This is a genomic window from Providencia sp. PROV267 (genome assembly GCF_028477825.1).
Lineage (GTDB): Bacteria > Pseudomonadota > Gammaproteobacteria > Enterobacterales > Enterobacteriaceae > Providencia > Providencia stuartii.
Genome location: NZ_JAMPLX010000018.1, coordinates 41,060 through 64,675, shown reverse-complemented (window position 1 = coordinate 64,675; position 23,616 = coordinate 41,060). Strand labels below are relative to the sequence as shown.

At 41.3% G+C, this 23,616-nt stretch carries 23 protein-coding genes; 12 read left to right on the top strand and 11 right to left on the bottom strand.

Annotation, left to right across the window (positions count from 1 at the left end):
* Positions 1-74 precede the first annotated feature (74 nt).
* Positions 75-1,232: an iron-containing alcohol dehydrogenase gene (locus PR709_RS12700; protein WP_004919844.1), complete on the top strand. Its 1,158-nt coding sequence runs from the start codon at positions 75-77 to the stop codon at positions 1,230-1,232.
* 48 nt (positions 1,233-1,280) lie between these two features.
* Entirely contained in the window at positions 1,281-2,120 is an 840-nt protein-coding gene (gene yghU / locus PR709_RS12695; protein WP_004919841.1) for a glutathione-dependent disulfide-bond oxidoreductase, read from the top strand.
* 61 nt (positions 2,121-2,181) lie between these two features.
* Here yghU and PR709_RS12690 read toward each other — a convergent pair whose 3' ends face one another.
* Positions 2,182-3,603: an MFS transporter gene (locus PR709_RS12690; protein WP_004919838.1), complete on the bottom strand. Its 1,422-nt coding sequence runs from the start codon at positions 3,601-3,603 to the stop codon at positions 2,182-2,184.
* A 99-nt stretch (positions 3,604-3,702) separates the two neighbouring features.
* Here PR709_RS12690 and PR709_RS12685 point away from each other — a divergent pair, with 99 nt between their 5' ends.
* Together PR709_RS12685 and ydeE are read left to right on the top strand one after the other, a co-directional pair.
* Positions 3,703-4,488: a helix-turn-helix transcriptional regulator gene (locus PR709_RS12685; RefSeq protein WP_004919833.1), complete on the top strand. Its 786-nt coding sequence runs from the start codon at positions 3,703-3,705 to the stop codon at positions 4,486-4,488.
* A gap of 305 nt (positions 4,489-4,793) precedes the next feature.
* Complete coding sequence (gene ydeE, locus PR709_RS12680; protein ID WP_014658366.1) at positions 4,794-5,987, top strand: efflux MFS transporter YdeE; 1,194 nt, start codon at positions 4,794-4,796, stop codon at positions 5,985-5,987.
* 33 nt (positions 5,988-6,020) lie between these two features.
* On the opposite strand, the gene PR709_RS12675 is transcribed toward ydeE, so the two are convergent.
* Positions 6,021-7,172 carry an MFS transporter gene (locus tag PR709_RS12675; RefSeq protein WP_004919827.1) on the bottom strand — a complete coding sequence of 384 codons (1,152 nt, stop codon included), beginning with the start codon at positions 7,170-7,172 and terminating at the stop codon, positions 6,021-6,023.
* Between the two features lie 237 nt (positions 7,173-7,409).
* Positions 7,410-8,819, bottom strand: a complete 1,410-nt coding sequence (locus PR709_RS12670; protein WP_004919824.1) for an aminotransferase-like domain-containing protein — start codon at positions 8,817-8,819, stop codon at positions 7,410-7,412.
* 148 nt (positions 8,820-8,967) lie between these two features.
* On the opposite strand from PR709_RS12670, the gene PR709_RS12665 reads away from it, so the two are divergent.
* Positions 8,968-9,129, top strand: coding sequence for a hypothetical protein (locus PR709_RS12665; protein ID WP_154598661.1), 162 nt, complete (start codon positions 8,968-8,970; stop codon positions 9,127-9,129).
* Positions 9,130-9,358: 229 nt separating this feature from the next.
* Here PR709_RS12665 and PR709_RS12660 read toward each other — a convergent pair whose 3' ends face one another.
* The 5 genes from PR709_RS12660 to PR709_RS12640 all read right to left on the bottom strand — a co-directional run bounded on the left by PR709_RS12660 (position 9,359) and on the right by PR709_RS12640 (position 15,069).
* Entirely contained in the window at positions 9,359-10,015 is a 657-nt protein-coding gene (locus PR709_RS12660; RefSeq protein WP_004919818.1) for a Crp/Fnr family transcriptional regulator, read from the bottom strand.
* Positions 10,016-10,036: 21 nt separating this feature from the next.
* Positions 10,037-11,305, bottom strand: coding sequence for a NupC/NupG family nucleoside CNT transporter (locus PR709_RS12655; RefSeq protein ID WP_014658360.1), 1,269 nt, complete (start codon positions 11,303-11,305; stop codon positions 10,037-10,039).
* Between the two features lie 26 nt (positions 11,306-11,331).
* On the bottom strand, positions 11,332-12,579 hold the full coding sequence (locus PR709_RS12650) for an adenosylhomocysteinase (protein ID WP_004919812.1): 1,248 nt from the start codon (positions 12,577-12,579) through the stop codon (positions 11,332-11,334).
* Positions 12,580-12,733: 154 nt separating this feature from the next.
* Positions 12,734-13,798 carry a bifunctional DNA-binding transcriptional regulator/O6-methylguanine-DNA methyltransferase Ada gene (ada, locus tag PR709_RS12645; RefSeq protein WP_042116590.1) on the bottom strand — a complete coding sequence of 355 codons (1,065 nt, stop codon included), beginning with the start codon at positions 13,796-13,798 and terminating at the stop codon, positions 12,734-12,736.
* An 86-nt stretch (positions 13,799-13,884) separates the two neighbouring features.
* Positions 13,885-15,069 carry an MFS transporter gene (locus PR709_RS12640; protein ID WP_004919808.1) on the bottom strand — a complete coding sequence of 395 codons (1,185 nt, stop codon included), beginning with the start codon at positions 15,067-15,069 and terminating at the stop codon, positions 13,885-13,887.
* A 123-nt stretch (positions 15,070-15,192) separates the two neighbouring features.
* On the opposite strand from PR709_RS12640, the gene PR709_RS12635 reads away from it, so the two are divergent.
* Positions 15,193-15,990: a LysR family transcriptional regulator gene (locus PR709_RS12635; RefSeq protein ID WP_336298063.1), complete on the top strand. Its 798-nt coding sequence runs from the start codon at positions 15,193-15,195 to the stop codon at positions 15,988-15,990.
* Positions 15,991-16,092: 102 nt separating this feature from the next.
* Here the strand turns inward: PR709_RS12635 and PR709_RS12630 are convergent, their stop codons facing one another.
* Positions 16,093-16,881 carry a helix-turn-helix domain-containing protein gene (locus tag PR709_RS12630; protein WP_101495220.1) on the bottom strand — a complete coding sequence of 263 codons (789 nt, stop codon included), beginning with the start codon at positions 16,879-16,881 and terminating at the stop codon, positions 16,093-16,095.
* Between the two features lie 195 nt (positions 16,882-17,076).
* Here PR709_RS12630 and PR709_RS12625 point away from each other — a divergent pair, with 195 nt between their 5' ends.
* The 6 genes from PR709_RS12625 (at position 17,077) to PR709_RS12600 (ending at position 22,262) form a co-directional block, all read left to right on the top strand.
* Positions 17,077-17,619 (top strand): GNAT family N-acetyltransferase, encoded by a 543-nt coding sequence (locus PR709_RS12625; RefSeq protein WP_004919796.1) that lies wholly within the window; start codon positions 17,077-17,079, stop codon positions 17,617-17,619.
* 218 nt (positions 17,620-17,837) lie between these two features.
* The gene (locus tag PR709_RS12620) at positions 17,838-19,265 is read left to right on the top strand and encodes a Na+/H+ antiporter NhaC family protein (protein ID WP_004919795.1); all 1,428 of its coding nucleotides are present in this window, start codon (positions 17,838-17,840) and stop codon (positions 19,263-19,265) included.
* A gap of 17 nt (positions 19,266-19,282) precedes the next feature.
* Positions 19,283-20,275 (top strand): D-cysteine desulfhydrase, encoded by a 993-nt coding sequence (locus PR709_RS12615; RefSeq protein ID WP_004919792.1) that lies wholly within the window; start codon positions 19,283-19,285, stop codon positions 20,273-20,275.
* Between the two features lie 304 nt (positions 20,276-20,579).
* The gene (locus tag PR709_RS12610; protein WP_004919790.1) at positions 20,580-21,017 is read left to right on the top strand and encodes a GNAT family N-acetyltransferase; all 438 of its coding nucleotides are present in this window, start codon (positions 20,580-20,582) and stop codon (positions 21,015-21,017) included.
* Between the two features lie 28 nt (positions 21,018-21,045).
* Positions 21,046-21,558 (top strand): GNAT family N-acetyltransferase, encoded by a 513-nt coding sequence (locus PR709_RS12605; RefSeq protein WP_004919788.1) that lies wholly within the window; start codon positions 21,046-21,048, stop codon positions 21,556-21,558.
* Positions 21,559-21,710: 152 nt separating this feature from the next.
* The gene (locus PR709_RS12600; protein WP_004919786.1) at positions 21,711-22,262 is read left to right on the top strand and encodes an SMI1/KNR4 family protein; all 552 of its coding nucleotides are present in this window, start codon (positions 21,711-21,713) and stop codon (positions 22,260-22,262) included.
* Positions 22,263-22,380: 118 nt separating this feature from the next.
* Here the strand turns inward: PR709_RS12600 and yqfB are convergent, their stop codons facing one another.
* Positions 22,381-22,701 (bottom strand): N(4)-acetylcytidine aminohydrolase, encoded by a 321-nt coding sequence (gene yqfB, locus PR709_RS12595; RefSeq protein WP_036940233.1) that lies wholly within the window; start codon positions 22,699-22,701, stop codon positions 22,381-22,383.
* Positions 22,702-22,760: 59 nt separating this feature from the next.
* The gene (gene fghA / locus PR709_RS12590) at positions 22,761-23,591 is read right to left on the bottom strand and encodes an S-formylglutathione hydrolase (RefSeq protein WP_004919781.1); all 831 of its coding nucleotides are present in this window, start codon (positions 23,589-23,591) and stop codon (positions 22,761-22,763) included.
* Positions 23,592-23,616: the final 25 nt, after the last annotated feature.

The window sequence follows — 23,616 nt, the reverse complement described above, 5'->3', positions numbered from 1 at the left end:
GTCCTTTACCCCGCTTGTCAGCACGATATGACAAGCAAAGAACGTCTCTTTCAATTCTGAAATAAGGTCTATATATGAACAATTTCGAATTTTATAACCCAACACGTATTGTATTTGGTAAAGGGAAAATTGCTGAATTGAATAGATTGGTCCCCAAAGAGGCTAAAGTTCTAATTCTTTTTGGTGGTGAAAGTGCACGTAAAACAGGAACATTAGACGAAGTAGAACAAGCATTGGGTGAACGTGAAGTTGGTCTATTCAGCGGTATTGAGGCGAACCCTCGCTATGAAACTTTAATCAAAGCGGTAGATAAAATTCACCAAGAAGGCTACAACTATCTGCTCGCAGTTGGTGGTGGCTCAGTCATTGATGGCACCAAATTTGTTGCTGCGGCAGTTAATTTTGAGGGTGACCTCTGGGAAATTTTGACCAGTGGTGGAACCAAAGTAACATCCGCCTTACCCTTTGGCACCGTATTGACGCTCCCTGCCACAGGCTCCGAAATGAATAAAGGCTCAGTGATCACCCGTGAAGCGACGCAATCTAAACGCGCCTTTATGCATGACAGCCTCTATCCACAATTTTCTATTTTAGATCCTGTAAAAACCTTTACGCTGCCACCACGTCAAATCAGCAATGGTGTTGTTGACGCGTTTGTTCATGTAATGGAACAATATTTAACTTATCCTACTCATGCTTATGTACAAGATGCATTTGCAGAAGGTTTATTAAAAACGCTAATTGATATTGGGCCAAAAGCGTTAGCTACTCCGCATGACTATGATTTACGTGCAAGCTTAATGTGGACAGCCACTTTGGCACTAAATGGCCTTATCGGCGCGGGTGTACCACAAGACTGGTCGACACATATGTTAGGCCATGAGATTACAGCGCTATACGGCTTAGATCATGCTCAAACGCTAGCGATAGTCTTACCTTCTATGTTGAAGGAAAAATTACCGCAGAAACAAGCTAAACTGGTTCAATATGCTCAGCAAGTATGGGGGATCAACGAAGGGTCTGAGGAGCAAAAAGCTCTGCAAGCTATTGAGCTAACAAGAGCATTTTTTGAGCGCATGGATGTCAAAACGCGTTTTAGCGATTATAACCTCAATGACGACGTGATTGATCCTCTTATCGAAAGTTTGACCCAAAATGGAATGACGGCACTGGGTGAGCATCATGATATTACGCCTGAAGTCAGTCGCCGAGTTTATGTAGCATCTCTATAATAAACCCCGCTCCCACCCTTGTGGTGGGATCACTAACTGGAGGTAAAAATGGATAATTCAACTTATACCCCACCGAAAGTCTGGCAATGGGAACAAGGTAATGGCGGACAGTTTGCAAATATCAATCGACCAGTATCAGGTGCGACGCATGAAAAAGAGCTACCGATTGGTAAACATCCCCTACAGCTTTACTCTTTAGGAACACCTAACGGGCAAAAAGTCACCATCATGTTAGAGGAATTACTCGAGCTGGGTATAAAAGAAGCCGAATATGATGCTTGGCTGATCAATATCAGAGAAGGTGATCAATTTAGCTCAGGTTTTGTCGAAATTAACCCTAACTCTAAAATTCCAGCATTAGTTGACCGAAGTGGCGAAAAACCTATCCGTGTTTTTGAGTCCGGTTCAATTTTGACTTATTTAGCTGAAAAATTTTCAGCATTCCTACCAACCACCCAACCGGAAAGAGCAGAAACCCTCTCTTGGCTCTTTTGGCAAATGGGTTCAGCGCCTTTTGTTGGCGGTGGATTTGGTCATTTTTACACCTATGCACCAGAAAAATTTGAATACCCCATCAATCGATTTGCGATGGAAACCAAGCGTCAACTTGATGTATTAGACCAGCGTTTAGCCAATAACCACTATATTGCAGGCGAACACTACTCTATTGCGGATATGGCAATCTGGCCATGGTATGGCGCGTTAGTCAAAGGTTGGTTATATGATGCTGATGAATTCCTCAGTACTCACGAATATCAACACCTAAACCGTTGGGCTGACGAAATTTATGCACGCCCAGCGGTACAACGAGGGCGTCGAGTTAACCGTTTACATGGCGACCCCGCACAACAAGTCCGCGAACGCCATGATGCAAGTGATCTTCGATAGCGCGTTTTAACCTGTATGACTTTATTAAGAGCCTTATGCGATTTGTATAAGGCTCTTTTATTTATATGCAGGATGAAATGGTCAGCGTGGGCGTTCGGCGAGTGATCATTAGCAATAAAATTGCAGAGCATATCGCCATGCAAAAGTTAAAACCTAACCCGAAACTGACCGCATTTTTAAGTTGTTCAAAGGGAAATTGAGCCGAAAAGTGAGTTAATCCGTACTGCATCATCACAGAAACCATAGTGGCACCTATCGCGGCTCCGACTTGCTGCAATGTTGCAGTAAAGCCTGAAGCTTGCCCCGCTATCTGAACACTCACTTTAGCAAGAACTAAATTTAGCATCGGTGTCATGATCATACCTTGTGTAAACCCCACAAGGAATAAAACCGGCGTCAACCATAGTGCTGAGCTATTCGATGAAAACCAATATAGCATCACAAGTAACAGCATATAGCTTAAGCCATAAAATAGCGCGCCCCAAAATATTGTTCTTTCACCATAGCGATTAACCCAAAGAGGGGTGATTACCGATGAAATTACAAATCCAATGCTAGAAGGTACAAAAATCATACCTGACAAAAATGCGCTTAAGCCGATCCCTTTTTGCAGTAATAGAGATAACATTAAAGGGAAAGCGGAAGATGTTGCATAAACACTCATTACTACCAGTAATCCAATAACAAAGGGGCGATTACGCAGAATTTGCATACTGAATAATGGCGCTTTTCCTTGTTTCTCTAATCGGATTTCATAATAAGCAAAGATGGCCAACAGTAAGACCCCACTGCTGAGTAATAGGCTACTTGTATTTAACCAACCCCATACGGGTAACATAAGCAATGGCAATAAAACACAGCAGATCCCTAAACCTGATAATATGACGCCACACCAATCAAGATTAATGCGGCATTTTTCTCCTTCGAGTAAAAAACGCGATAATGCGATAGCCAGTATGCCTATCGGTAAATTCACTAAAAAAATTGTCCGCCAACTCAAGTTAAATAGATCTAACGTGATCAGCCACCCTCCTAAAGCTTGCCCAGCAATAGCAGCGAGTCCTAAGCTCATTCCCAAATAGCCAAATGCTTTTTTCGCCTGTAACGGATTAAAATTGACACGGAGACTGGCATACACTTGGGGAAACAGTAATGCAGCAGATAGCCCTTGAAAAAATCTTGCGACCACCAGCAAGGTTGCTGTCGGTGCGAATGCACAAAATAAAGATGTGAGCGTAAAGCATGCCATACCCACGCGGTATAAGCATTTTTTACCGTAAATGTCTCCTAACCGACCTCCTGTAATGAGTAATAAACCAAAGGCTAATTCATAACCTACTATAATTAATGTTAGCTCAGTCAAATTGGCATTTAACGAATGCTGAATAGTCACAATGGCAACATTAACCACAAATAGATCAAAAATTGTTACGAACCCCGCCAATATTAATACAAAAAGAGCGATATGCTGATGTCGATTCATGATGTTCTCATTTATCTAGCCGAATAAAATGAGGACTATAAAGAATCCGTTATCATGGTACAATTTAACCATTTATACTATTACTAAAGGCAATAGGCTATGAAAGCGATGCAACGAATGCGCCCTGAGCTGGCTGAGTTTTTAAAGCAAAAACGGGAAAGTATTTCACCAGAAGAAGTCGGCCTACCGCGAACGACAAGGCGCAGGACTCCGGGGCTTCGTCGTGAAGAAGTTGCTGCTTTAGCTGGGGTTGGTTTGACTTGGTACACATGGCTTGAACAAGGTCGTGATATTGGTGTTTCGACGCAATTCCTTGATAATTTATCAGCAGCGTTACATTTAAATAGCGCTGAGCGTCAACACCTTTATTTGTTAACCCATAACCGCGAGCCGATAGCAACAGGTAATACCGAGCATCGTGTTCCTTCGGCTATTTCCCGCATGATCAGCGATTTTCCTGATCATTATCTCTGCTATGTGCTCAACTTGCACTGGGATGTGCTTGCTTATAATACTCGTGCCGATCACTATTTTCATTTTTCGGATGCGCAACCGTATTATTGCAATTTCCTCTATCTTCTATTTATGGATCCTCGCTACCAAGAACGCTTCGTTAATTGGCAACTTGTTGCCCAACAACTACTGGCCAGTTTTCGCCGTGATTATGCTCGCACCAAGAATAACCCCAATATTAAACAAATGATTAACGCCCTGCTGGAACAATCAACTTTATTTAGCCAACTTTGGCATAAGCATGAAATTTACCAACCTTGTACAGGTATTCGTGAAATTGCTTATCAAGGTAAAGTGGAAAATTATGATTACTCTTCTTTGACATTTGATATTGAAAAAGGTAATCGGTTATTAGTCTACATTCCGAAATAATCTGATTGTTGTGAAATTATTGAAGCCGCTTTTCTGTATCATGTCAGTGATGACGCTGGGCGATACTGTAACATAGGCTTAAAGCCAAAAATAATAGCGTAATCCTCTATAAAGGTACTGCTATTCCTTCTATTGCCTATTTAAAAAACCCTAATCCTAGATAAGAGTTATCCAATATCTTGTTTTTATCTTTTTCAGCCTTTGTACTGACTCAGCCATTCCCTGTTATCACAAAATTCGGTAATTTATCTATTTAACAGAGAGTGCTACAACTCAATAACAATTATAACGTTAGGTCGTGGGTCATGTTGTCTAAATCAAATATTTCAAATAGCGCTTTACTCTGCTCTTCATTGCTATTAACCATTGGACGTGGAGCAACCTTGCCATTTATGGCGATTTACCTGACACGAGAATACCAAATGGCTATTGATATTGTGGGTATTGCAATGTCTCTAGCCTTAACTATTGGTGTCTTATTTAGTATGGGCTTTGGTATTTTGGCAGATAAAGTCGATAAGAAACGCTGTATGCTAATCGCTATTATTGCGTTTATTTTGGGCTTTATTGCAATTCCACTCTCAAGTCATGCCGTGCTTGTGGTTATTTTCTTCTCGTTAATAAATTGCTCTTATTCCGTCTTTTCAACCGTACTAAAAGGTTATTTTTCAGATACTCTTCCTCTTTCTATTAAAGCAAAGGTATTTTCCCTTAATTACACATTTTTGAATATCGGTTGGACCATCGGCCCGCCTCTTGGAACATGGTTATTGATGTATAACATCAATCTGCCATTTTGGTTAGCGGCAATTTCAGCGTCAATACCGGTTTTCTTTATTCAACACTTTGTACAAAGTGTGAAACCTGCTCCCCACCAAGAAGGCCAAAAGCGCTTATGGAACCCCGCTGCGATGCTACATGACAGAGCATTAGCATGGTTTATTTTGTCCACTTTTCTTGGCTCGCTGGTATTTGGCACCTTCACAACGTGGATATCTCAATATGTTATTACCGTATCCAACAGCGAGTTTGCACAAGCCGTCATCGGGGTCGTGCTTCCCATGAATGCAGTGGTTGTGGTTACTTTACAATATATGGTAGGTAAACGCCTTACACCAGATAACCTTAAGCGTTATATGACGTTAGGTACTCTCTTTTTTGTCGGTGGCCTTGCCACATTTATGGAAGCTGACGAAAACTTATACTTATGGGCGCTAGGATCCTTTATTTTTACTCTCGGTGAGCTGATCTATGCGCCCGGTGAGTACATGTTGATTGATAATATTGCGCCGGAAGGCATGAAATCGAGCTATTTTTCGGCTCAAGCCCTTGGCTTGCTTGGCGGTGCATTCAACCCGATGCTTACAGGGGTCGTGCTCACAGAGCTTCCCCCTAAAGCCATTTTTATTATTTTAATGTTCTTCACGGTATTGGCTTGGATGAGCATGCTCAAAGGTATGAACGTCAGCAAACAACGACAAATCTTACAAACTCAGTAGGTACGAAGGGGGAAGCCAACTCGCGCTTCCCCATTATTGACTCGACCGAATATCTAATACACTCAACACAATGGCAATGGTCAGCATTAGCATAATGATCACACTCATGGTAACTAGCCCATGGTAGCTCAATACCCATGATAAAAGTGGCAGCATAGAAAACAGTACAATGTTATTAAAACTTTCCGAAACGGCTAATACTTGACCTTTGTTTTCGCCACTGCGCATCGCAACCATGGTGGTACTCAATGGCGCAGCCATCCCCAAAAAACCGCCCCAAATAACTAAACATGCTGTGTGTACCACCAGTGGAACATACGCTAAAACAAATGTGAGTACCGCCACTGCCATCAGAGAAATGACTAATAACAATCGTTGGCTATCATTTGATAAAAAATGATTGAGCCGACCGACTAATAGATTTCCGATAAATAACCCCACTCCAAACGCAGCAACGACAACACCGATTAGCGCGCTATCAATTGAAAATTTCAGTCTGAGTACTTCTCCTGACAATAAGAAAACACTGACCGCAGTGCCGTTCCATATTGCTTTAGCACTAATAAAACGAACTATTTTTATATCCTGTAGCCACTGGAATCCCCCTTGTTTTCTCACGTCTTGATGAGGCTTTGAAGATGGCAATATTTTACAGACACAAAACCATACGATAAGACTTCCTACTGCTGTCATAATAAAGGGCGCGTACCATGTTAAATACTCTGTTAATACGCCTGCTAACACAGGGCCTGATACGATCCCTATCGTCATACCAACCATCACCATCCCCATCGCTGTGGATTGCTGACGCTCTGGGAAGATATCTGCAATTAAAGCAAAAATGGTGGGTACTATCGCCGCCGACGCTAAGCCACCACAAATACGGAAGAACATTGCGATAGTGAAGTTCGGAGAAACAATGATAGCTAGGCTATCTATCGCAAATAGAAACATGGCTACTAACAATAACTTTCGCCGATCGATGCGATCAGAAAAATAACCTATCACTGGTGCTGTAACCGCATAAGTCAGCGCATAAGCTGAAATTAGCCATGATGCTTGTGCGCTACTGACCGAAAAAACCTCAGCCAGCGGTGTTAATGTTGCAGATAACATAAATTCAGTAGTACCCACTAGGTAAACCGCCGTAGCAAGTACCCATAATAAGTAACGATATGGTTGCATAATAATTCTCTTGAATAATAGACAGCCCTTCCGTGAACACAAGGTCACAGATAGGTGTTAAGGGCGATGGGGAATAAAATTAAAATGGGTTAAAACAAGAAGTTAAAAAGGGGTATCAGGAGATAAGATATGAATGTTTGAAGCTAACTAGATGTTTAGATCTTATAAAACATCGATGCGCTCGTCAAGAGGCATTATGGTGCCCTTTCATCAATAAAAACACCATAATACCTTTAATTATAAACGGGTTAATTTTAATGTTTCCCCCAATATCTTTATTCCATTAAGACGCCTTGGGATCAACGGCAATGCGTAGTTAATACGTAAATGATGTGTAAAGCATCCATCAGATGAAAAGTGCTCTCCTGTTAGCACAATCACTTTATTGCGCTGTAAAACATCCATTAATTTACGGTTATCCACCGGAGGATGCTCAACCCATAATGAAAAGCCCCCTTGTGGTCGAGAAATCCGTGTCATTGGCGGAAAGTGACTTTCCACTAGTTCTCGATACTGGCATTGCAGCTCACTATAATGTTGGCGCATAGCGCGTAGATGTGGGAAATAGTGCCCATCACGTAAAAAGTTAGCCATAACTTGCTGCATAAATATTTCTCCCGAACAGTGAGACAAATATTTTAAGTGCATGACTTTTTCTTTATATTTTCCGGGTATCACCCATCCTGTTCGCACCCCTGGGGCGATTGTTTTAGAAAATGAACTACAAAGGATCACCTGCCCATCACTATCCAATGATTGGATCGTCGATGGGCGCGGATATTCATACGCTAATCCCGCAAGAATGTCATTTTCAATGATCGTCACGCCATATTGAGTTGCCAGTTGCAATAGCTGCTGCTTATGTGTTTCAGGCATGGAGCAGCCCATAGGGTTATTGCAAGTCGGTGTTACCACAATAGCTTTTACTGACCAACGATGAAAAGCCTCTTGTACCCGTTCTAATTTGATCCCTGTCTGTGGATCTGTTGGGATTTCAATAATTCTTCTGCCTAATCCATACAGTGTCTGCAATAAACCAGGAAATGTCGGTGATTCTACCGCTATCACATCATCGCCTTGCGTCGATGCTTGAATAGACAGCGATAATGCTTGATGACCACTTGTCGTCGTCACGATATCGTCAGGCGTAAACAGGGTTTTATGATCAGAAATATGATGAATTTGCTCACGCAATGCTGGCAATCCTTGTAAGCAATCATACTCTAACATTAAGCGATTTTTACGACGGCTGAGCATATTCATTTCTTGCCACAGCGGCTCTAATGTTTTGTTATCGATATTCGGAACCGCGCAAGATAATGAAGTGATATTATCGCGCTCTTCTACGCGTAAAAAATCAATAGTTGGGTTCCATTGAGCGATATGTACTGGTTTTTGTATGTAGTTTACCGCCTTAGGCAGTAGAGCCTCGGTTTTGTTTGGAATAACAAAATAGCCTGATTTAGGTACCGCATAGATCAGTTGCATTTTTTCTAGCTCACGATAAGCAAGCTGCGCTGTTGTTAAGCTGACCTCATGTTCACGCCCTATCTCCCTCACTGAAGGAAGTTTTTCACCACTTAAAAAGTCTCCTCGATGAATTTTTTCCTGTAATGTCTGCGCGATCTGTTTGTACAGTAACATCATTCAGCCCTTAACCGTTTGCATATCGCATTAATGTAATACAAAACTACCCATATTTGATCTGTATTATGCAAAAAACGCTATCTGTCACTTTTTTATGATTATTCTCTATGCAAACCTAATTATAAATTTAAAGGTACAAGGGGGTTATATGGAATATGAACATAACAAAGGTGGTAAACCTTATTCTAAATTAATTTTAATAGAGCCTATCGTTTGGATATTGAAAAAATTAACCAATCCAATAAAAGCGATTTATTATCACTTTAAAACCAGAAAGAAATTTGAAAAATATAAAAACCAAAAAATATAAAAATCAATAATTATCAATAGGGTAAACAAAAAAGCATTTTCATATTAATGTTATCTATAAAAGTTTATTGATTCTTAATTATAGTTAACCCTAAGTGTAAAAAGCTTAAATTATTTTTATTTTTCCTATACTCGATAAATAAAACGAGCGATTACGCTATGTTATAAGAAGCTATCCTTTTAATTCATGATGTTATTTTCAGTCATGAAATAGTGATAGCTTTCCTTAATTAACGCGGAGCTAATAAAATGATGTGGCCTTCTTGCTGTATAATACCTTGTTCTTTCAACTTAAATAAAACTTTATCCAAATGGCGACGTGAAGTACCTAAAATTGCGGCTAACGTCTCTCTCGGTAAACGAATTTGGTGGCTCGATAGTTGCGTTAAAATGTACAGCAAGTTCTTTTCAATGGAATCAACGGCGGTCATCAATCGTTGTTCTCCATTAATTAATGAGCGTTTCGCCAATTGTCGATTTAAAAGAATGGATAAGCGGTGGTCTTGAGATAACCAAACTAAAAAACTATCAGATGGGATACGGATCACTCGTGCGTCCGTTAATGCAATCACATCATAGCGATAATATTTTTGCTGGCACAATGCTTCCATCTCACCAAGAAATTCACCTTTATAACAGAATGTTAAAGCGAGCTCTTTACCGCTATCAGCGAGTTTGTTCACCACAAACTCACCTTCAATGATAATATAGGTGTATTGGTTTTCTGTGCCTTGATGGATCAGTTTGTACCCTTCTTGTAAATGAATGGTACAAAAGGTATTTTTGACTGAGGGTGGCGCATGACGAAATAACCAATCAACATCGGGAAGTAGCTCTTGTTCACTGAACTTTAGCCACAACTCGCGAAAAGGAGTTTCATCCATCATACCTGCCACCCATCACTATGATTAACCTAAAATTAGCCCTGCTATAGCACCGTTCATTAAGTTCGCCAAAATAGCCGCACCAAATGCTTTGAATGCAATACTCGTCAATTCACCACGACGTTCAGGACACATCGCACCGATGCCACCTATCGCAATCCCTATTGTACCTATGTTAGTAAAACCACACAGAGCAAACGAGAGGATCACTTGTGTCTTAACGCTCAATGCTTCGCCTGTCGCTGGCAAAATAGAACCATCTAAATAAGGCTGTAGATTAGCATATGCAATAAATTCATTGAATAATACTTTCTGACCTAATAACTGCCCTGCGAACTGAGCTTCATTCCAATCAACGCCTAACAGCCATGCTATCGGTGAAAATAGCCAACCAATCAACTGGGTGAGCGAAATTTCATAACCAGTAAAGCTAGTTGCCCACATCATTATGCCATCGAACATTGCAATAATAGCTAACAAAGCCAAGAGCATACCCGCAATATTCAGCGCCATACTAACCCCGACGCTAGCCCCCTGAGTTACCGCATCAATGCTATTACGGTATTCAGATTTTTCGCCTTTCATGGAGCTGACCGTTGTATATTTATCACTGTTCTCTTTAGTTTCAGGGTAAAACAATTTCGCAAACAGTAATCCTGCTGGGGCCGACATAAAGGAAGCCGCCAGTAAATACTCAATTTTCACGCCATACTGGGCGTAACCAAGTAACACGGTTCCCGCAATTGAGGCTATTCCCCCAACCAAAATGGTGAAAAATTCTGAAGAGGATAAATATTTTAAATAAGGGCGGATCACTAACGGCGCTTCCGTCACCCCTAAAAAAATATTTGCAGCTGAAGACATTGATTCCGCTCGTGATGTTCCAAGCAAACGGTGTAATGCTCCACCAATCAAGATGATCAGTTTCTGCATAATACCTACATGAAACAGTAAGGCCGATAGTGCAGATAAAAACACCAGTACAGGTAGTACTTTAAATACAAAAATAAACCCATCGGCACCAAGCAGATCAAACATTTTGTCAGTGGCTAAGCCCCCTAACAAAAATTGTGTGCCTGTTTGTGTATAGTCTAATAATGCGGTGACTTTATCCGCCATCCACATCATAACGCGCTTGCCAGCTGGCAGATATAACATACAAAATGCAAAAGTAAATTGCATTAATAGTGCGATGGAAACGAGCCGTAGGCTTATCCTACGGCGGTTGTTAGAACAAAGGTATGCAACCAATAATATGACAGCAATACCTAAAAGGCTATTCAGTATCGACATCAGCGTCCTCCGCCTACTTTTAACTTTTATTTCAGTTCAAAGGCATTTAAATACTGGTACTGCCTATCACTGAGAGTATCGAAGGAAACACCCATATCTTGTAATTTTAATCGCGCCACTTCACTGTCGATTTCATCGGAAACAGCATACACTTTTTTATCCAGCGCATGTTTGAGTAGATATTCTGCGCCTAAGGCTTGTAAAGCGAAACTCATATCCATAATTTCTGCTGGATGACCATCGGCACAAGCGATATTGACCAGTGCTCCACGCCCCAACAAATAAACGGTACGACCATTTTTCAAGCAGTAGGCTTCAATATTTTGACGTGCTTCATAGGTACTCACACACAATTCTTGCAACGCATTAAGGTTAATTTCGTCTTCAAAATGTCCGGTATTACTAATGATCGCCCCTTCTTTCATTAAACTGAAATGCACCTCAGTCAGCACATCACAGCAACCCGTTGCGGTCACAAAAATATCACCTAGTGGTGCTGCGGCTTCCATCGTCATGACTTCAAAACCATCCATCTTCGCTTCAAGCGCTTTGATTGGGTCGATTTCAGTAATAATGACTTCAGCACCAAGGCCTTTTGCACGCATCGCACAGCCTTTACCACACCAGCCATAACCCGCAACAACCACTTTTTTACCCGCAATCACTAGGTTAGTTGTGCGCATAATGCCATCAAACGTAGATTGCCCTGTACCATAACGGTTATCAAAGAGATGCTTAGACTGCGCCCCATTAATGGAGATCACCGGGAAATTTAGCTCATGGCTTTTTTCACGAGCCATCGCCCTTAACACGCCAGTAGTTGTTTCTTCACAAGCGCCAATAACATGACCTGCATATTCAGGATAAACACTGTGTAATTCATGCACTAAATCGCCACCATCATCGATAACGATATGAGGCTCACATGCCAGTGTCTCTTTTACAAATTGTTGGTATTCTTCGGCGCTAGCACCATGAATTGCAAATGTATTGATACCACTTTTCACTAATGCCGCTACGATATCGTCCTTAGTCGACATAGGGTTACTGCCAGTCACCGATACTTTCGCACCGCCAGCGGCAAAAACTTGAGCAAGATAAGCGGTTTTCGCTTCTAAATGGATAGATAATGCAATGCGTTTGCCCGCAAAAGGCTTCTCTTTACTAAAGCGAGCTTCTAAAGCACGCAATAGCGGCATATGAGCACGCACCCAAGCAATTTTTTGTTCGCCAGCCGGCGCTAGAGATAAATCTTTATAGATACTTGTGACCATCTTAAATTCCTTTCAATATGTTGCTTAGAATGAATCAAAACATACAAAACGAACGATAGTCACAATAGGTCATTTGCCCATATTAGGTTGAAAAAGTGTTAACGAGATATAATTATAGCAAACAATTTTGCGTTGTGATTATTTGTTAAACGAATCATTTACTCACCGCTTCTTTATCCAACAACTGACGTTTACGTGCAATACCCCAGCGATAACCGGACAAAGCGCCATCATTTCGCACCACTCGATGGCAAGGAATTGCCACAGCCAGCATATTTGCCGCACAAGCGCCGGCAACCGCTCTTACTGCTTTTGGATGACCTATCTGTTTAGCAATATCACTGTAACTGACCGTTGTGCCAACAGGGATAGTGCGCAATGCTTGCCAAACACGTTGCTGAAATGCTGTACCGCGAATATCTAAGGGTAAATTTAATCCAATTTCGGGGGCTTCAACAAAACCGATTACTTGTGCAACCAACGTTTCAAACTCACTATCTCCCCCGATTAATTCAGCATGAGGAAACTTATCTTGTAAGTCTTTGAGCAGTTTTTCAGGATTGTCGCCCAACAAAATAGCACAGACCCCGACTGAACTTTGCGCCACTAAAATATCGCCTAATGAGCACATGGCTAATGCAAAGTAGATTTTTGCTCCCTCGCCACCAGTTTTCCATGCTGTTGGCGTCATGCCTAAGCGCTCCGCCGAGGTTTCATAAAAACGGCTATCTGAACTAAATCCAGCATCATAAATCGCATCAGTAATACGCGATTGCTGCTGTAATTGCTGACGCAGCTTCCCATGCCGGTAAGCATCAGCATAAGCTTTTGGGGTAAGCCCTGTTTGAGCTTTGAATAAGCGATGAAAGTGATAGCGACTGATCCCCACAAAAGCGGCAATATCATTGAGTTTCACTGACGTACCGCTTTGTTCTATATAGCGGCAGGCTTGTGCAATTTTTTCTTGGTAAAATTGTTCAAGTTGAGCAGCCTCTTTCGTGCTACGTTTACCGGGCCGGTAGCCTTTATCTAACGCCTGTTGTTCGTTATCAAAAAACTCGATATTCTCTCGTTTCGGTAAACGCCCCGCGGCTGACGGATGGCAGTAAATGCGTGAAGTACGGACACCATAAACAAAATGACCATCCGCGGCTTTATCGCGGGCAACAATCGCTTGCCAACGTGCTTCATCACTTAACCATTTGTTTACTGTTGCCATAGTCATACTCCATTTCTATCGTGTGTTGCCGCCATTATTCGTTAAATAAGGCAGCAACAAACTCCATCTCTTGCTTTTTAGTCGCATTAGTCACAGATGCAGACCGCTGGCTGAGTACTTTCTTTTCGTAAGTTTTGACGTACTTTCAACCATAAAACCACAATACCTAATAATGCGACTAACGTTCCCATATAACTCACCGTTGAGTAACTGTAGCCAAATGATAATACGCTAGCCCCAATCGCTGCACCAATCGCATTACCGAGGTTAAAAGCGCCTACATTCACCGAAGATGCTAACGCTTGCGCCCCAACCGCGGCTTTCATGACTAAAATTTGCAAAGGGGGAACAATGCCAAAACTAAAAATACTCCACAGGGCTAACCCTAGTCCGGCACCTATTGCTGTCGTACCTATCATTGGGAAAATAACCATACTTAAGGCCAACATGCCAAAGAACACAAACAATGTTCCATATAAAGTGCGATCCGCAAATCGCCCACCAAGATAGTTACCGATAGAAAAACCGACACCGATAATCACCAGCATTAGTGTGATCATTGAGTCAGAAGCATCAATAAATTGCATTAACATCGGTGCGACATAAGTATACAAGGTAAACATCGCACTAGCTCCTAACACCGTACTTAACATGCCTAACATCACTTGGGGTTTTCGTAAAATACGCAATTCAGCCCGAACGTTGACAACTTGACCCTTTAAATGGCGAGGCAACGCCAAGACTAAACTAATGAGTGTGATAACGCCTAACCCTGAAATGACAAAAAAAGCCTGTCGCCACCCTATGACTTGGGTCAGTTTTGTCATCAAAGGTACTCCACCTATATTGGCGATCGTTAACCCCATAAACATCGCAGCGATTGCACTAGCTTGCTTACCAGGAGGAACAACACTCGCGGCAACCATTGCCCCTAACCCGAAAAATGCACCATGATTTAAGCTAGTCACCAATCGAGAAAGTGACAGCGTCACTAAACCAGGTGACATCGCAGATAATAAATTGCCTATGGTAAATATAGACATAAGTAAGATCAGTGCGTATTTAGGGCGATATTTAACTAATACCAATGTCATTATAGGAGCACCAATCATGACACCTAACGCGTAAATAATCACAATTGATCCGACAGAAGGAATAGCCACATTCAAGTTGCTGGCAATATAAGGCAACATCCCCATCGGGGAAAATTCAGTTACGCCGATAGCGAATGCACCTATCGATAATGCAAAAAGTGCGACATTGATTCTCATAAATAGACCTTGCTAATAAATGCTTATTTTTTATTGAGTACACTAAAGTGGCGTGATCTTTTCATATTGATGTGTCATGAAAAAGCCGTTAAGGTGAGAAAAACTTTTGCCGGAATTGCAAAAATGAAAATGACCTTTGAAGAGTTGCAAGTATTTATTAGCGTGGTTGACTGCGGCTCTATTACCGCAGCGGCAGAACAGTTGAATATGACAATATCAACAGTTAGTCGTACCCTTCTTAGGCTTGAAGAAAAAATACAAACAACCCTGATTTATCGCACAACACGTAAAATTAAACTCAGTGATGAAGGGGGAGCATTTTTGCAAAAGGCGCGAGAGATAGTCCAGCTTGCTCAAGAAGCCGAAGAGATGTTATCAGCACGTCAAACCATTCCATCTGGGAAGTTGCGTATTGATGCGTCGACGCCTTTTTTAACCCGTGTAATAGCACCTTTGCTCCCATTATTTAGTGAGCAGTACCCACAAATTGAGTTAGAAATTACTAATTTTGAAGGGTTTACTAACCTATTAGAGAAAAAAACAGATGTCGCCTTTCGGATCGGCTCTCTAAAAGATTCATCATTAAATGCAACATTAATTGGTTATAGTCAAAAACGGCTACTTGCTAGCCCTGCTTATCTCAAAAAATATGGTGTTCCCAGCAGCGTTGATGATTTAATTCACCATCGTTTGCTAGGTTTTACTGCTCCGGAAACATTAAATATTTGGCCGATAAAAATGGCAGATGGCACACCACTTAAAATAACGCCAGATATTGCCGCAGCCAGCGGTGAAGTGTTATTCCACTTAGCGGTTCAAGGCTGTGGGATCTTACTTTCTTCTGATTTCGTTAGCTATGAGGCACTCGCAAATGGCCAATTAGTGCAGGTTCTAACTGAACAGACCGATGAGGTAAAATAACCTATTCATGCTGTTTACTATCGCAACCAAGCGGTTTCACCTAGGTTACGCTGTTTTATTGATTTTGTGAAAAAGCATGGCACGCAGATTGAGACAAGCTGATTAGTCAGTAACATCACGACGATGACCTTTTTTAAAATTAGATAAGGTTAGCCCTGTATGCCGTTTAAAATATCGACAGAGATAAGAGGTGTCCTCAAAGTTGAGTTGCGCCGCCACTTCTTTGATTGATTTATCTCCACCACCTAACAACGCTTTGATTTCGAGCACAACTTGCCTATCAATCAACGCCTTTGGGGTATCATTAAAAAAATCGCTGGTGATTTGAGACAAATAAAATGGTGTGACGGCTAATTTCCGTGCATAAAATTGGACGTCTCGATGCTCTTTACAATACTGTGTGATCATATCCCAAAAACGCCAGCACAACTGTTCTTTACGGCTTTGTTGTGCTTTTTGTTTAAGGGGTGTTGGTGGCATTTTATTGGCTATCAATAGAAAGAAATTTTGCACATGATGGCATAACATGGTCGTTACGTATTCGCCCTGTTGTTGAATAATAAAATCGAATAACGCTTGCCATTGCTGTAACGCAGCCAAATCAGCTTGCTCCACAGATAGCACCGGCGACGCATTAAAAAATGCAAACAGTGGATTTGGTAACTGAAAAGCGACATCAACTGCAAAATTCTTTTCAAGTAAAAAATAATCAAACAGAGAAGCCCCTGAACACTGTTGCACCATGACAAACGTATCGTCATACAACACAATGATGTCATTTGCTTTTACGACATATTTTTTAAAATTAATATTAAAAACGGCTCTTCCTCTTTTACAAATCAATACGGCGACATAGGTTGGTACAAGTGGCGTTAACTGTGATCTTGCCAACGTTGTCTCCCCCGTGCTTATAACATGAGGTACACAATATCGGTGATTAAATGAGTTCAGCATGCAGGCCCTCTGTGAGCGTCAATATGGATAATGTGTTGGCAAAAGTACCTAAAGTAACGAGGTTTTGCGCTTATTTCTATCACAAAAATACCTAAAATAGGCAGTATCTAGAAAACAATAAGGAAAATCTCGATGAAACTTTATACTGAAAGGCTAATTTTGCGCCCTTGGCAAGAAAGCGATGCTAACGACTTGTATGAATACGCGAAAGATGAACGTGTTGGACCTATCGCGGGTTGGCCCCCTCATAAAAGTGTTGAAGAAAGCCGCTCCATCATCAAAACGATGTTTATGCGTGACGAAGTTTATGCTGTCGCTTTAAAAGAAGATAACCGTGCTATTGGTTTAATTGGTCTGTCCATGCAGGCTGATAGCCAATTACCTATCGGAAAAAACGATGCTGAAATCAGTTATTGGATAGGAGTGCCATTCTGGGGGCGAGGCTTAATCCCTGAAGCGGTTCGCGAGATCATTCGCCACGGATTTGCCGATTTAAAATTAGAGAACTTATGGAGTGGTTATTTTCAAGGCAATCTGCAATCTAAAGCCGTTCAAGAAAAATGCGGATTAACCCATTACGGCACCCTTGAACCCAAATACATGGAATTAATAGGTGAAACGAAAATTGAAGAAATAAGTCGGATCACTTATCAAGAATGGAAAAACCGCACATAATTTCTTTGTTCATAAACAACAGTAAAAGAGCTATTGCCTAATGGCTCTTTTGCCTATAACTATCATTTTTATACACTTCCGGTCGATTCAGGCCGATTTTTTTGTTACAAAACGCTGCGAATAAACAGTTATCTATTCATTAATCTTACCTATCAGTGCTATGATTTTTCGATAATTATAATTTTAAAATAAAAAATTCATTGCAAATAGGTAACCACATGCAAGATTATGGTATTTGGACAGTTATTACTCCCATCGTCACTATTCTGTTGGCGATCCTCACCCGCCAAGTCATGCTTTCGCTCATGCTAGGGATCTTGGTCGGCTTTACCGTTATTCATGACCACAATATATTGCTTGGGATCAAAGGAACTGTCGATGGCGTTATTGATACCTTCGCATCACCGGGAAATACACGCACGATAGTCTTTATGGTGATGATTGGTGGAATTATGCGCTTAGTTGTAGTCACGGGAGGCGTTCGCGCATTAGTCCAACTACTTTCCAATCGGACACAGCTAGTCAAAAACCGAGTCACCACTCAACTTTTGGCTATTTTGATCACCTCATTAATTTTCATAGAAAGCTCCATTAATCAGCTAGTCGCAGGCGCTTCGACTAAAAACCTCGCACGCAAATACGCCGTCGCACCGGAAAAAATGTCTTATATCATCCAAACCGCTTGTGTTTCTGTTTGCTCTTCCGCGGTTATCAACGGTTGGGGGGCAGTGATTATGGGATTAATTGGCGTCCAGATCTCACAAGGGCTTATCACTGGTGAACCTTTTGATATTTTGATTAAATCAATCGGTTATAATTTGATGGCTTGGTTGTCGCTTGCCACTATTTTATTCTACGTATTCACGAATATATCTTGGGGCCCAATGAAAAAGGCTGAGATGCGATATCAGGCTAATCATACCGTGGAAGCCGATTCTCAGCAGCATGACGCAGATGACGAAACGGATATTATTGATCACCCCAATGCTCACTCCGTTTTGAACTTTTTCATTCCTATCCTTTCAACTGTATTAATGGTTCCCGTTGCCTTGTATATCACTGGTGATGGTGATTTTAGTAAAGGAAGTGGCTCAACGTCCGTTTATTGGGGAGTCATGTTTGGTACTGCTGTCTCTTTTTGCTGGTTTATTGGGCGTCGATTGCTCAATATTGAGCATTTCTTTCAAGAATTATTCATTGGCTATGCCAATATGCTAAAAATCAGCTCAATTATGATCTTAGCCTTTTTAATGGGGAATGTTTCAGCGGAGCTAAATACAGGGACTTATATTGCCAGCGTCACACAAGGGGTGATGGCTCCCGGCTTCTCTATTGGCTTTGTTTTTATCATTAGCGCCATTATGTCGTTGGCAACAGGAACTTCATGGGGCACCTTTGCCATTATGATCCCTATTGGCGTGCAGCTAGGGATATCCGTCGGTATGCCTATTGAATATATGATAGGTGCCGCCATTTCTGGATCAATCTTTGGTGATATGACCTCACCCATTTCCGCTGATGCGATCGTCGCGTCAATGGCGACAGATTGTGATCATATTGAGCATATTCGAACACAAATGCCCTATGCATTAGTCACTGCAAGTATGGTACTCGCTATTTATCTATACTTAGGTTTTTCACATTAGTTTCCGAGGAAGTTGACATGTCACTACAACAAAAACTAGCCCAATTTACCAAGTTGAGTTTGAACAAAAGCTCGACTCCCCTTGAACGACTTGAAAACTTATCTCGTGTATATGGTCGTGAGATCTTTATTAAACGTGATGACATTTCGCCTCTCGCGATGGGAGGAAACAAACTACGAAAATTAGAGTTTCTTATTGCTGACGCATTAGAGAAAAAGGCAAAAGTGATTGTTACCGCAGGTGCAATTCAATCTAATCATGTGCGCCAAACGGCGGCAGTTGCGGCTATGTATGGGCTAAGATGTATTGCTTTACTGGAGAACCCTATACAAAGTGACGACCCTAATTTTTTGCATAACGGCAATAAATTGCTGACCAATCTATTTGGGGCTGAATCTGTCATGTGTGAGGCTTTAACCGACCCTCAAGCTCAAATGGAAGAACTCATTCAAACATTAGCATTAGAAGATGCTTATATTGTTCCTGTCGGTGGCTCTAATGCCCTTGGCGCTCTTGGCTATGTTCAATGTGCCATCGAAATTGCTCAACAAAAGCCTTTAGAAGTGGAGTTTGATAAAGTCATTGTGGCTTCGGGCAGCGCGGGCACCCATGCAGGTCTGGCTATCGGCCTACAAGAGCTGTTACCTCACTCTCAAGTCATAGGTGTGACAGTGTCACGTTTTAAGCAAGATCAGGCACCAAAAGTTGAAAAAATACAGCGGGAATTAGCTGAACTACTCGCTATTTTAAAAACGCCAGAAATAGCGCTCTGGGATGGATTCTTTGAACCTATGTATGGCATGCCAAATCAAGCAGGCCTAAACGCTATCACCCTACTGGCTCGCAGTGAGGGAATTTTGTTAGATCCTGTTTATACAGGCAAAGCAATGGCTGGTTTAATCGATTATTTAGAAAACTCAAATGAAAAAACGCCGGTCCTGTTTGTGCATACAGGGGGCGCACCAGCCCTATTTGCTTATCCCGAAATCAACAAAATAGTTAATCAATAATTAAAAACGGCTCATGCTATTGTGAGCCGTCTTCTCATTTACCGCGATTAACTTAGGCTGATAATCCCCTTCATATCCCCTATGCAAAACAGCGTTCCCAACATCAATTGATCTATAAATCAGCGGTATTCACCTAGATTTACGCTTCTTAAACAAATAAGAAGCGCCATGGTTAAACACCGTCAATCAGCCAACCTGTTCATCTCCTCACTCTTTTTTCGCGCCAAAAATGCGCTATACGGACGTTTCTGTAGGCATTGAATAATGAGTTGTATAGACTAATTATTCGATATGGGAGGCAAAGATGAATCTTCAATTACGTACAATAACCAAAGAAAATTACGAAGCAATATCATTACTTGAGGTGTTTGAAGAACAAGAAGATTTTGTTGCTTCAAATACATGGTCTCTGCTTGAAGCAGCATATAATAAGGAGTATGTCACTAGAGGCATTTATCTGGGTGATACCCCCGTAGGCTTTTTTATGTGGGTACCGAAATCAGATAACACCGTTGCTATTTGGCGCTTTATGATTGATAAGTCACATCAAAATCATGGTATTGGCCGTCAAGCAATGGCGTTAGCCCTAGCAGAAATTAAGCAAGATAATTCATTGCAAGCCATTGAAATTTGCTATAACCCTAAAAATAGCGTCGCAAAATCATTTTACTCATCATTTGGTTTTCAAGAGATTGGGTTAGATGAAGATGATGAAGAAATGCTTGCTATGATGTACTTATAATATTAACAATCTGAAAAATAATATATTTATGAAAATCATACTCCGAAAAGCGACAGAACAAGACGCACAATTACTCTATAAGATAGGCATGGAAAGCTACCTCTATCACTTTGCAAAGCGATGGAAAAATGCAGATGAGCTAGCCAGCTATGTTTATCATGAATACTCTCCCTTTAAAATTATAAGTGACATGCAGCAATCGAATATTGAGTGGTTTGTGATTGAGAATTCCCAACCTATCGGGTTAGTCAAATTAACTTACCATTCCACTATCCCTGATGAAACAATTCAGGGAACCCAACTCAATAAGCTCTACTTTTTACCTAGCCAAACGGGGCAAGGCAATGGCTCCCTCGTATTTAAGCAGATTGAAGCTCTGACTAAGCAGCATGGTGATACCCTATTATGGTTAGATGTTCTCGCTGATAACCACTCGGCGCTCAGTTTTTATCAAGCAAATGGCATGCATAAACTCAAAGAGGTTATATTTACCCGCCATACTCAACAAAGCCTTGAGTTTATTATGGGGAAAGTAATCTAGTTTGCTTAGTGGACGATAATGAAAACCACATTTTCACTCAAGTAAAAGGGAGCTTATTGCGACGATGGGTCATTCGGAACTTGCCTACATGATTTCTGTTTTTTATATAATAAAATTTGCGCGACAAATCATAGAGAAAGGAGTAGCTTGTCATGACGCCAGAACAATTTCATGAGCAAATTTGGAAGGCATTAAAGCCCATCAATAAAGAAGAATTTCACGCCGTTGCCTCAGTTCCACCAACGGCAGAAGCTGTCTCTTTTATTGAGACATCAACGGGGATTAAAATTCCTGAAGAATTCACCACATTCTCAATGAAAACCAATGGGCTATGCATTATGGCCAAAGAGTCTGTATGGCCTGAAGCAAAATTATTTGATGTGGCTCCTGCATGGACATTCCATTGTGGTGTAGTGCTCCTTGGTATAGATACCGATGATCTCCCTGAATGGGCAAGTATTTTAGAAGCTTATAAACAGCTTGTTGAGCGTTTTGAAATCACAGATGTTCTCCCTTTACTCACAATCTATGGTGACGGTAATCATGTATGGGGTGTTCGCAAAGATGGTGCCTTTGTCGAAGTCTATGATGATGAAATCACTGTACTCGATAAAGAGTTTACTGACGTTTATTCCGAAGAAATCGAAGCCTTGATGCAGCGACTCAATGATATGAAAAAACGCGTCGCCGCACGCCAAAAATAACTTTTAACCACGGTATGAGGGGCTTTTTCCTTAAATAGCCTCTCCTCGATACCATTTAATTGCCCTCCAAACATGTGCTTAAAAATAAAGCTATCTCAATCTTTTCGTTCAATTAATCCTATTCCACTAAACGGTAATGGATAACAAACAGTGATTGCTCTGTTGGATAAATTTCACGAATAAGGCTTTTTAAATTATCCAGCGTCATCGCCTCCTGTGTTGCGTGATACTCCGAAATATCATCGTAATCGATCGGTTCAACAGAGAGGATTTCTATATCCGTATAGTACTTCCCCGTTTCAAGAGCAAACACCTTAACAACTGAGTGCGGTACGTAATGGCTTTCATGTTGATCACGAATAGTAATGACTTTTTTACCTGAGATAACCAAAGGTAGCAGCCGCTCATAAAACGTGATTGTGTCTGGCACTGTATTCACATCAAATCCCTGTATAAAAAATAGGGGTTGGTGATGACAATTTCATCACCAACCGATAATTACGACTTAAGATAACGTGCATGAAATGCAATATGATCACCAATAAAGCTAGCAATAAAATAATAGCTGTGGTCATAGCCTTCACGTAAATTTAATGTGAAATTATGGCGTTTACGCTTGCACACTTCATCAAATAATTCAGGTTGTAATTGTTCTTGGTAAAAAGGATCTGCCGTTCCCACATCAACCAACATCGGCGGTGTCGATTGCGCCTCATTCAATAAATTGATGGTATCATAGCGAGACCAAAGCGATTTATCCTCACCTAGATAAGCAGAAAATGCCTTTTGCCCCCATGGTACTTGTGTGGGAGCAACGATTGGCGCAAAAGCCGATAAACTACAGTAACGGTCTGAGTTACGTAGGCCAATCATCAATGCACCATGCCCCCCCATAGAATGCCCACAAATGGCACGTTTACCATTGGCGGGTAAGTTCGCTTCGACCAATGCGGGCAGTTCGGAGACAATATAGTCATACATTTTATAATGGCTAACCCAGGGTTCTCTTATTGCATTTAAATAGAACCCTGCACCTTGCCCTAAATCATATGCCTCATCATCAGCAACCTGTTCACCTCGAGGGCTGGTATCAGGTGCGATCAAAATAACACCATGCTCTGCTGCAAACTGCTGTGCGCCAGCTTTTGTAATAAAGTTTTGTTCATTACAAGTTAAACCCGATAACCAGTAAATAACCGGGTATTGTTTGTTCGCTGCCTCAGAAGGTAAAAAAGCCGCAAACCTCATATCGCAATTCAATACGGTAGAATGGTGCTGATAGACATCTTGCCAGCCGCCAAAACAGGCGTGACGTTCAATCCTTTCCATACAATCTCCTTATCAATTTGAATGT

Coding starts and splice junctions, on each gene's coding strand:
- PR709_RS12650 (WP_004919812.1), bottom strand. CDS start 12,579: ATGGTCACAAGTATCTATAAAGATTTATCTCTAGCGCCGGCTGGCGAA.
- PR709_RS12685 (WP_004919833.1), top strand. CDS start 3,703: ATGAAAGCGATGCAACGAATGCGCCCTGAGCTGGCTGAGTTTTTAAAG.
- fghA (WP_004919781.1), bottom strand. CDS start 23,591: ATGGAAAGGATTGAACGTCACGCCTGTTTTGGCGGCTGGCAAGATGTC.
- PR709_RS12610 (WP_004919790.1), top strand. CDS start 20,580: ATGAATCTTCAATTACGTACAATAACCAAAGAAAATTACGAAGCAATA.
- PR709_RS12640 (WP_004919808.1), bottom strand. CDS start 15,069: ATGAGAATCAATGTCGCACTTTTTGCATTATCGATAGGTGCATTCGCT.
- PR709_RS12690 (WP_004919838.1), bottom strand. CDS start 3,603: ATGAATCGACATCAGCATATCGCTCTTTTTGTATTAATATTGGCGGGG.
- PR709_RS12675 (WP_004919827.1), bottom strand. CDS start 7,172: ATGCAACCATATCGTTACTTATTATGGGTACTTGCTACGGCGGTTTAC.
- PR709_RS12605 (WP_004919788.1), top strand. CDS start 21,046: ATGAAAATCATACTCCGAAAAGCGACAGAACAAGACGCACAATTACTC.
- PR709_RS12600 (WP_004919786.1), top strand. CDS start 21,711: ATGACGCCAGAACAATTTCATGAGCAAATTTGGAAGGCATTAAAGCCC.
- PR709_RS12615 (WP_004919792.1), top strand. CDS start 19,283: ATGTCACTACAACAAAAACTAGCCCAATTTACCAAGTTGAGTTTGAAC.
- PR709_RS12660 (WP_004919818.1), bottom strand. CDS start 10,015: ATGATGGATGAAACTCCTTTTCGCGAGTTGTGGCTAAAGTTCAGTGAA.
- PR709_RS12670 (WP_004919824.1), bottom strand. CDS start 8,819: ATGATGTTACTGTACAAACAGATCGCGCAGACATTACAGGAAAAAATT.
- PR709_RS12655 (WP_014658360.1), bottom strand. CDS start 11,305: ATGTCGATACTGAATAGCCTTTTAGGTATTGCTGTCATATTATTGGTT.
- PR709_RS12700 (WP_004919844.1), top strand. CDS start 75: ATGAACAATTTCGAATTTTATAACCCAACACGTATTGTATTTGGTAAA.
- PR709_RS12635 (WP_336298063.1), top strand. CDS start 15,193: ATGAAAATGACCTTTGAAGAGTTGCAAGTATTTATTAGCGTGGTTGAC.
- ydeE (WP_014658366.1), top strand. CDS start 4,794: ATGTTGTCTAAATCAAATATTTCAAATAGCGCTTTACTCTGCTCTTCA.
- PR709_RS12665 (WP_154598661.1), top strand. CDS start 8,968: ATGGAATATGAACATAACAAAGGTGGTAAACCTTATTCTAAATTAATT.
- PR709_RS12625 (WP_004919796.1), top strand. CDS start 17,077: ATGAAACTTTATACTGAAAGGCTAATTTTGCGCCCTTGGCAAGAAAGC.
- ada (WP_042116590.1), bottom strand. CDS start 13,798: ATGGCAACAGTAAACAAATGGTTAAGTGATGAAGCACGTTGGCAAGCG.
- PR709_RS12620 (WP_004919795.1), top strand. CDS start 17,838: ATGCAAGATTATGGTATTTGGACAGTTATTACTCCCATCGTCACTATT.
- yghU (WP_004919841.1), top strand. CDS start 1,281: ATGGATAATTCAACTTATACCCCACCGAAAGTCTGGCAATGGGAACAA.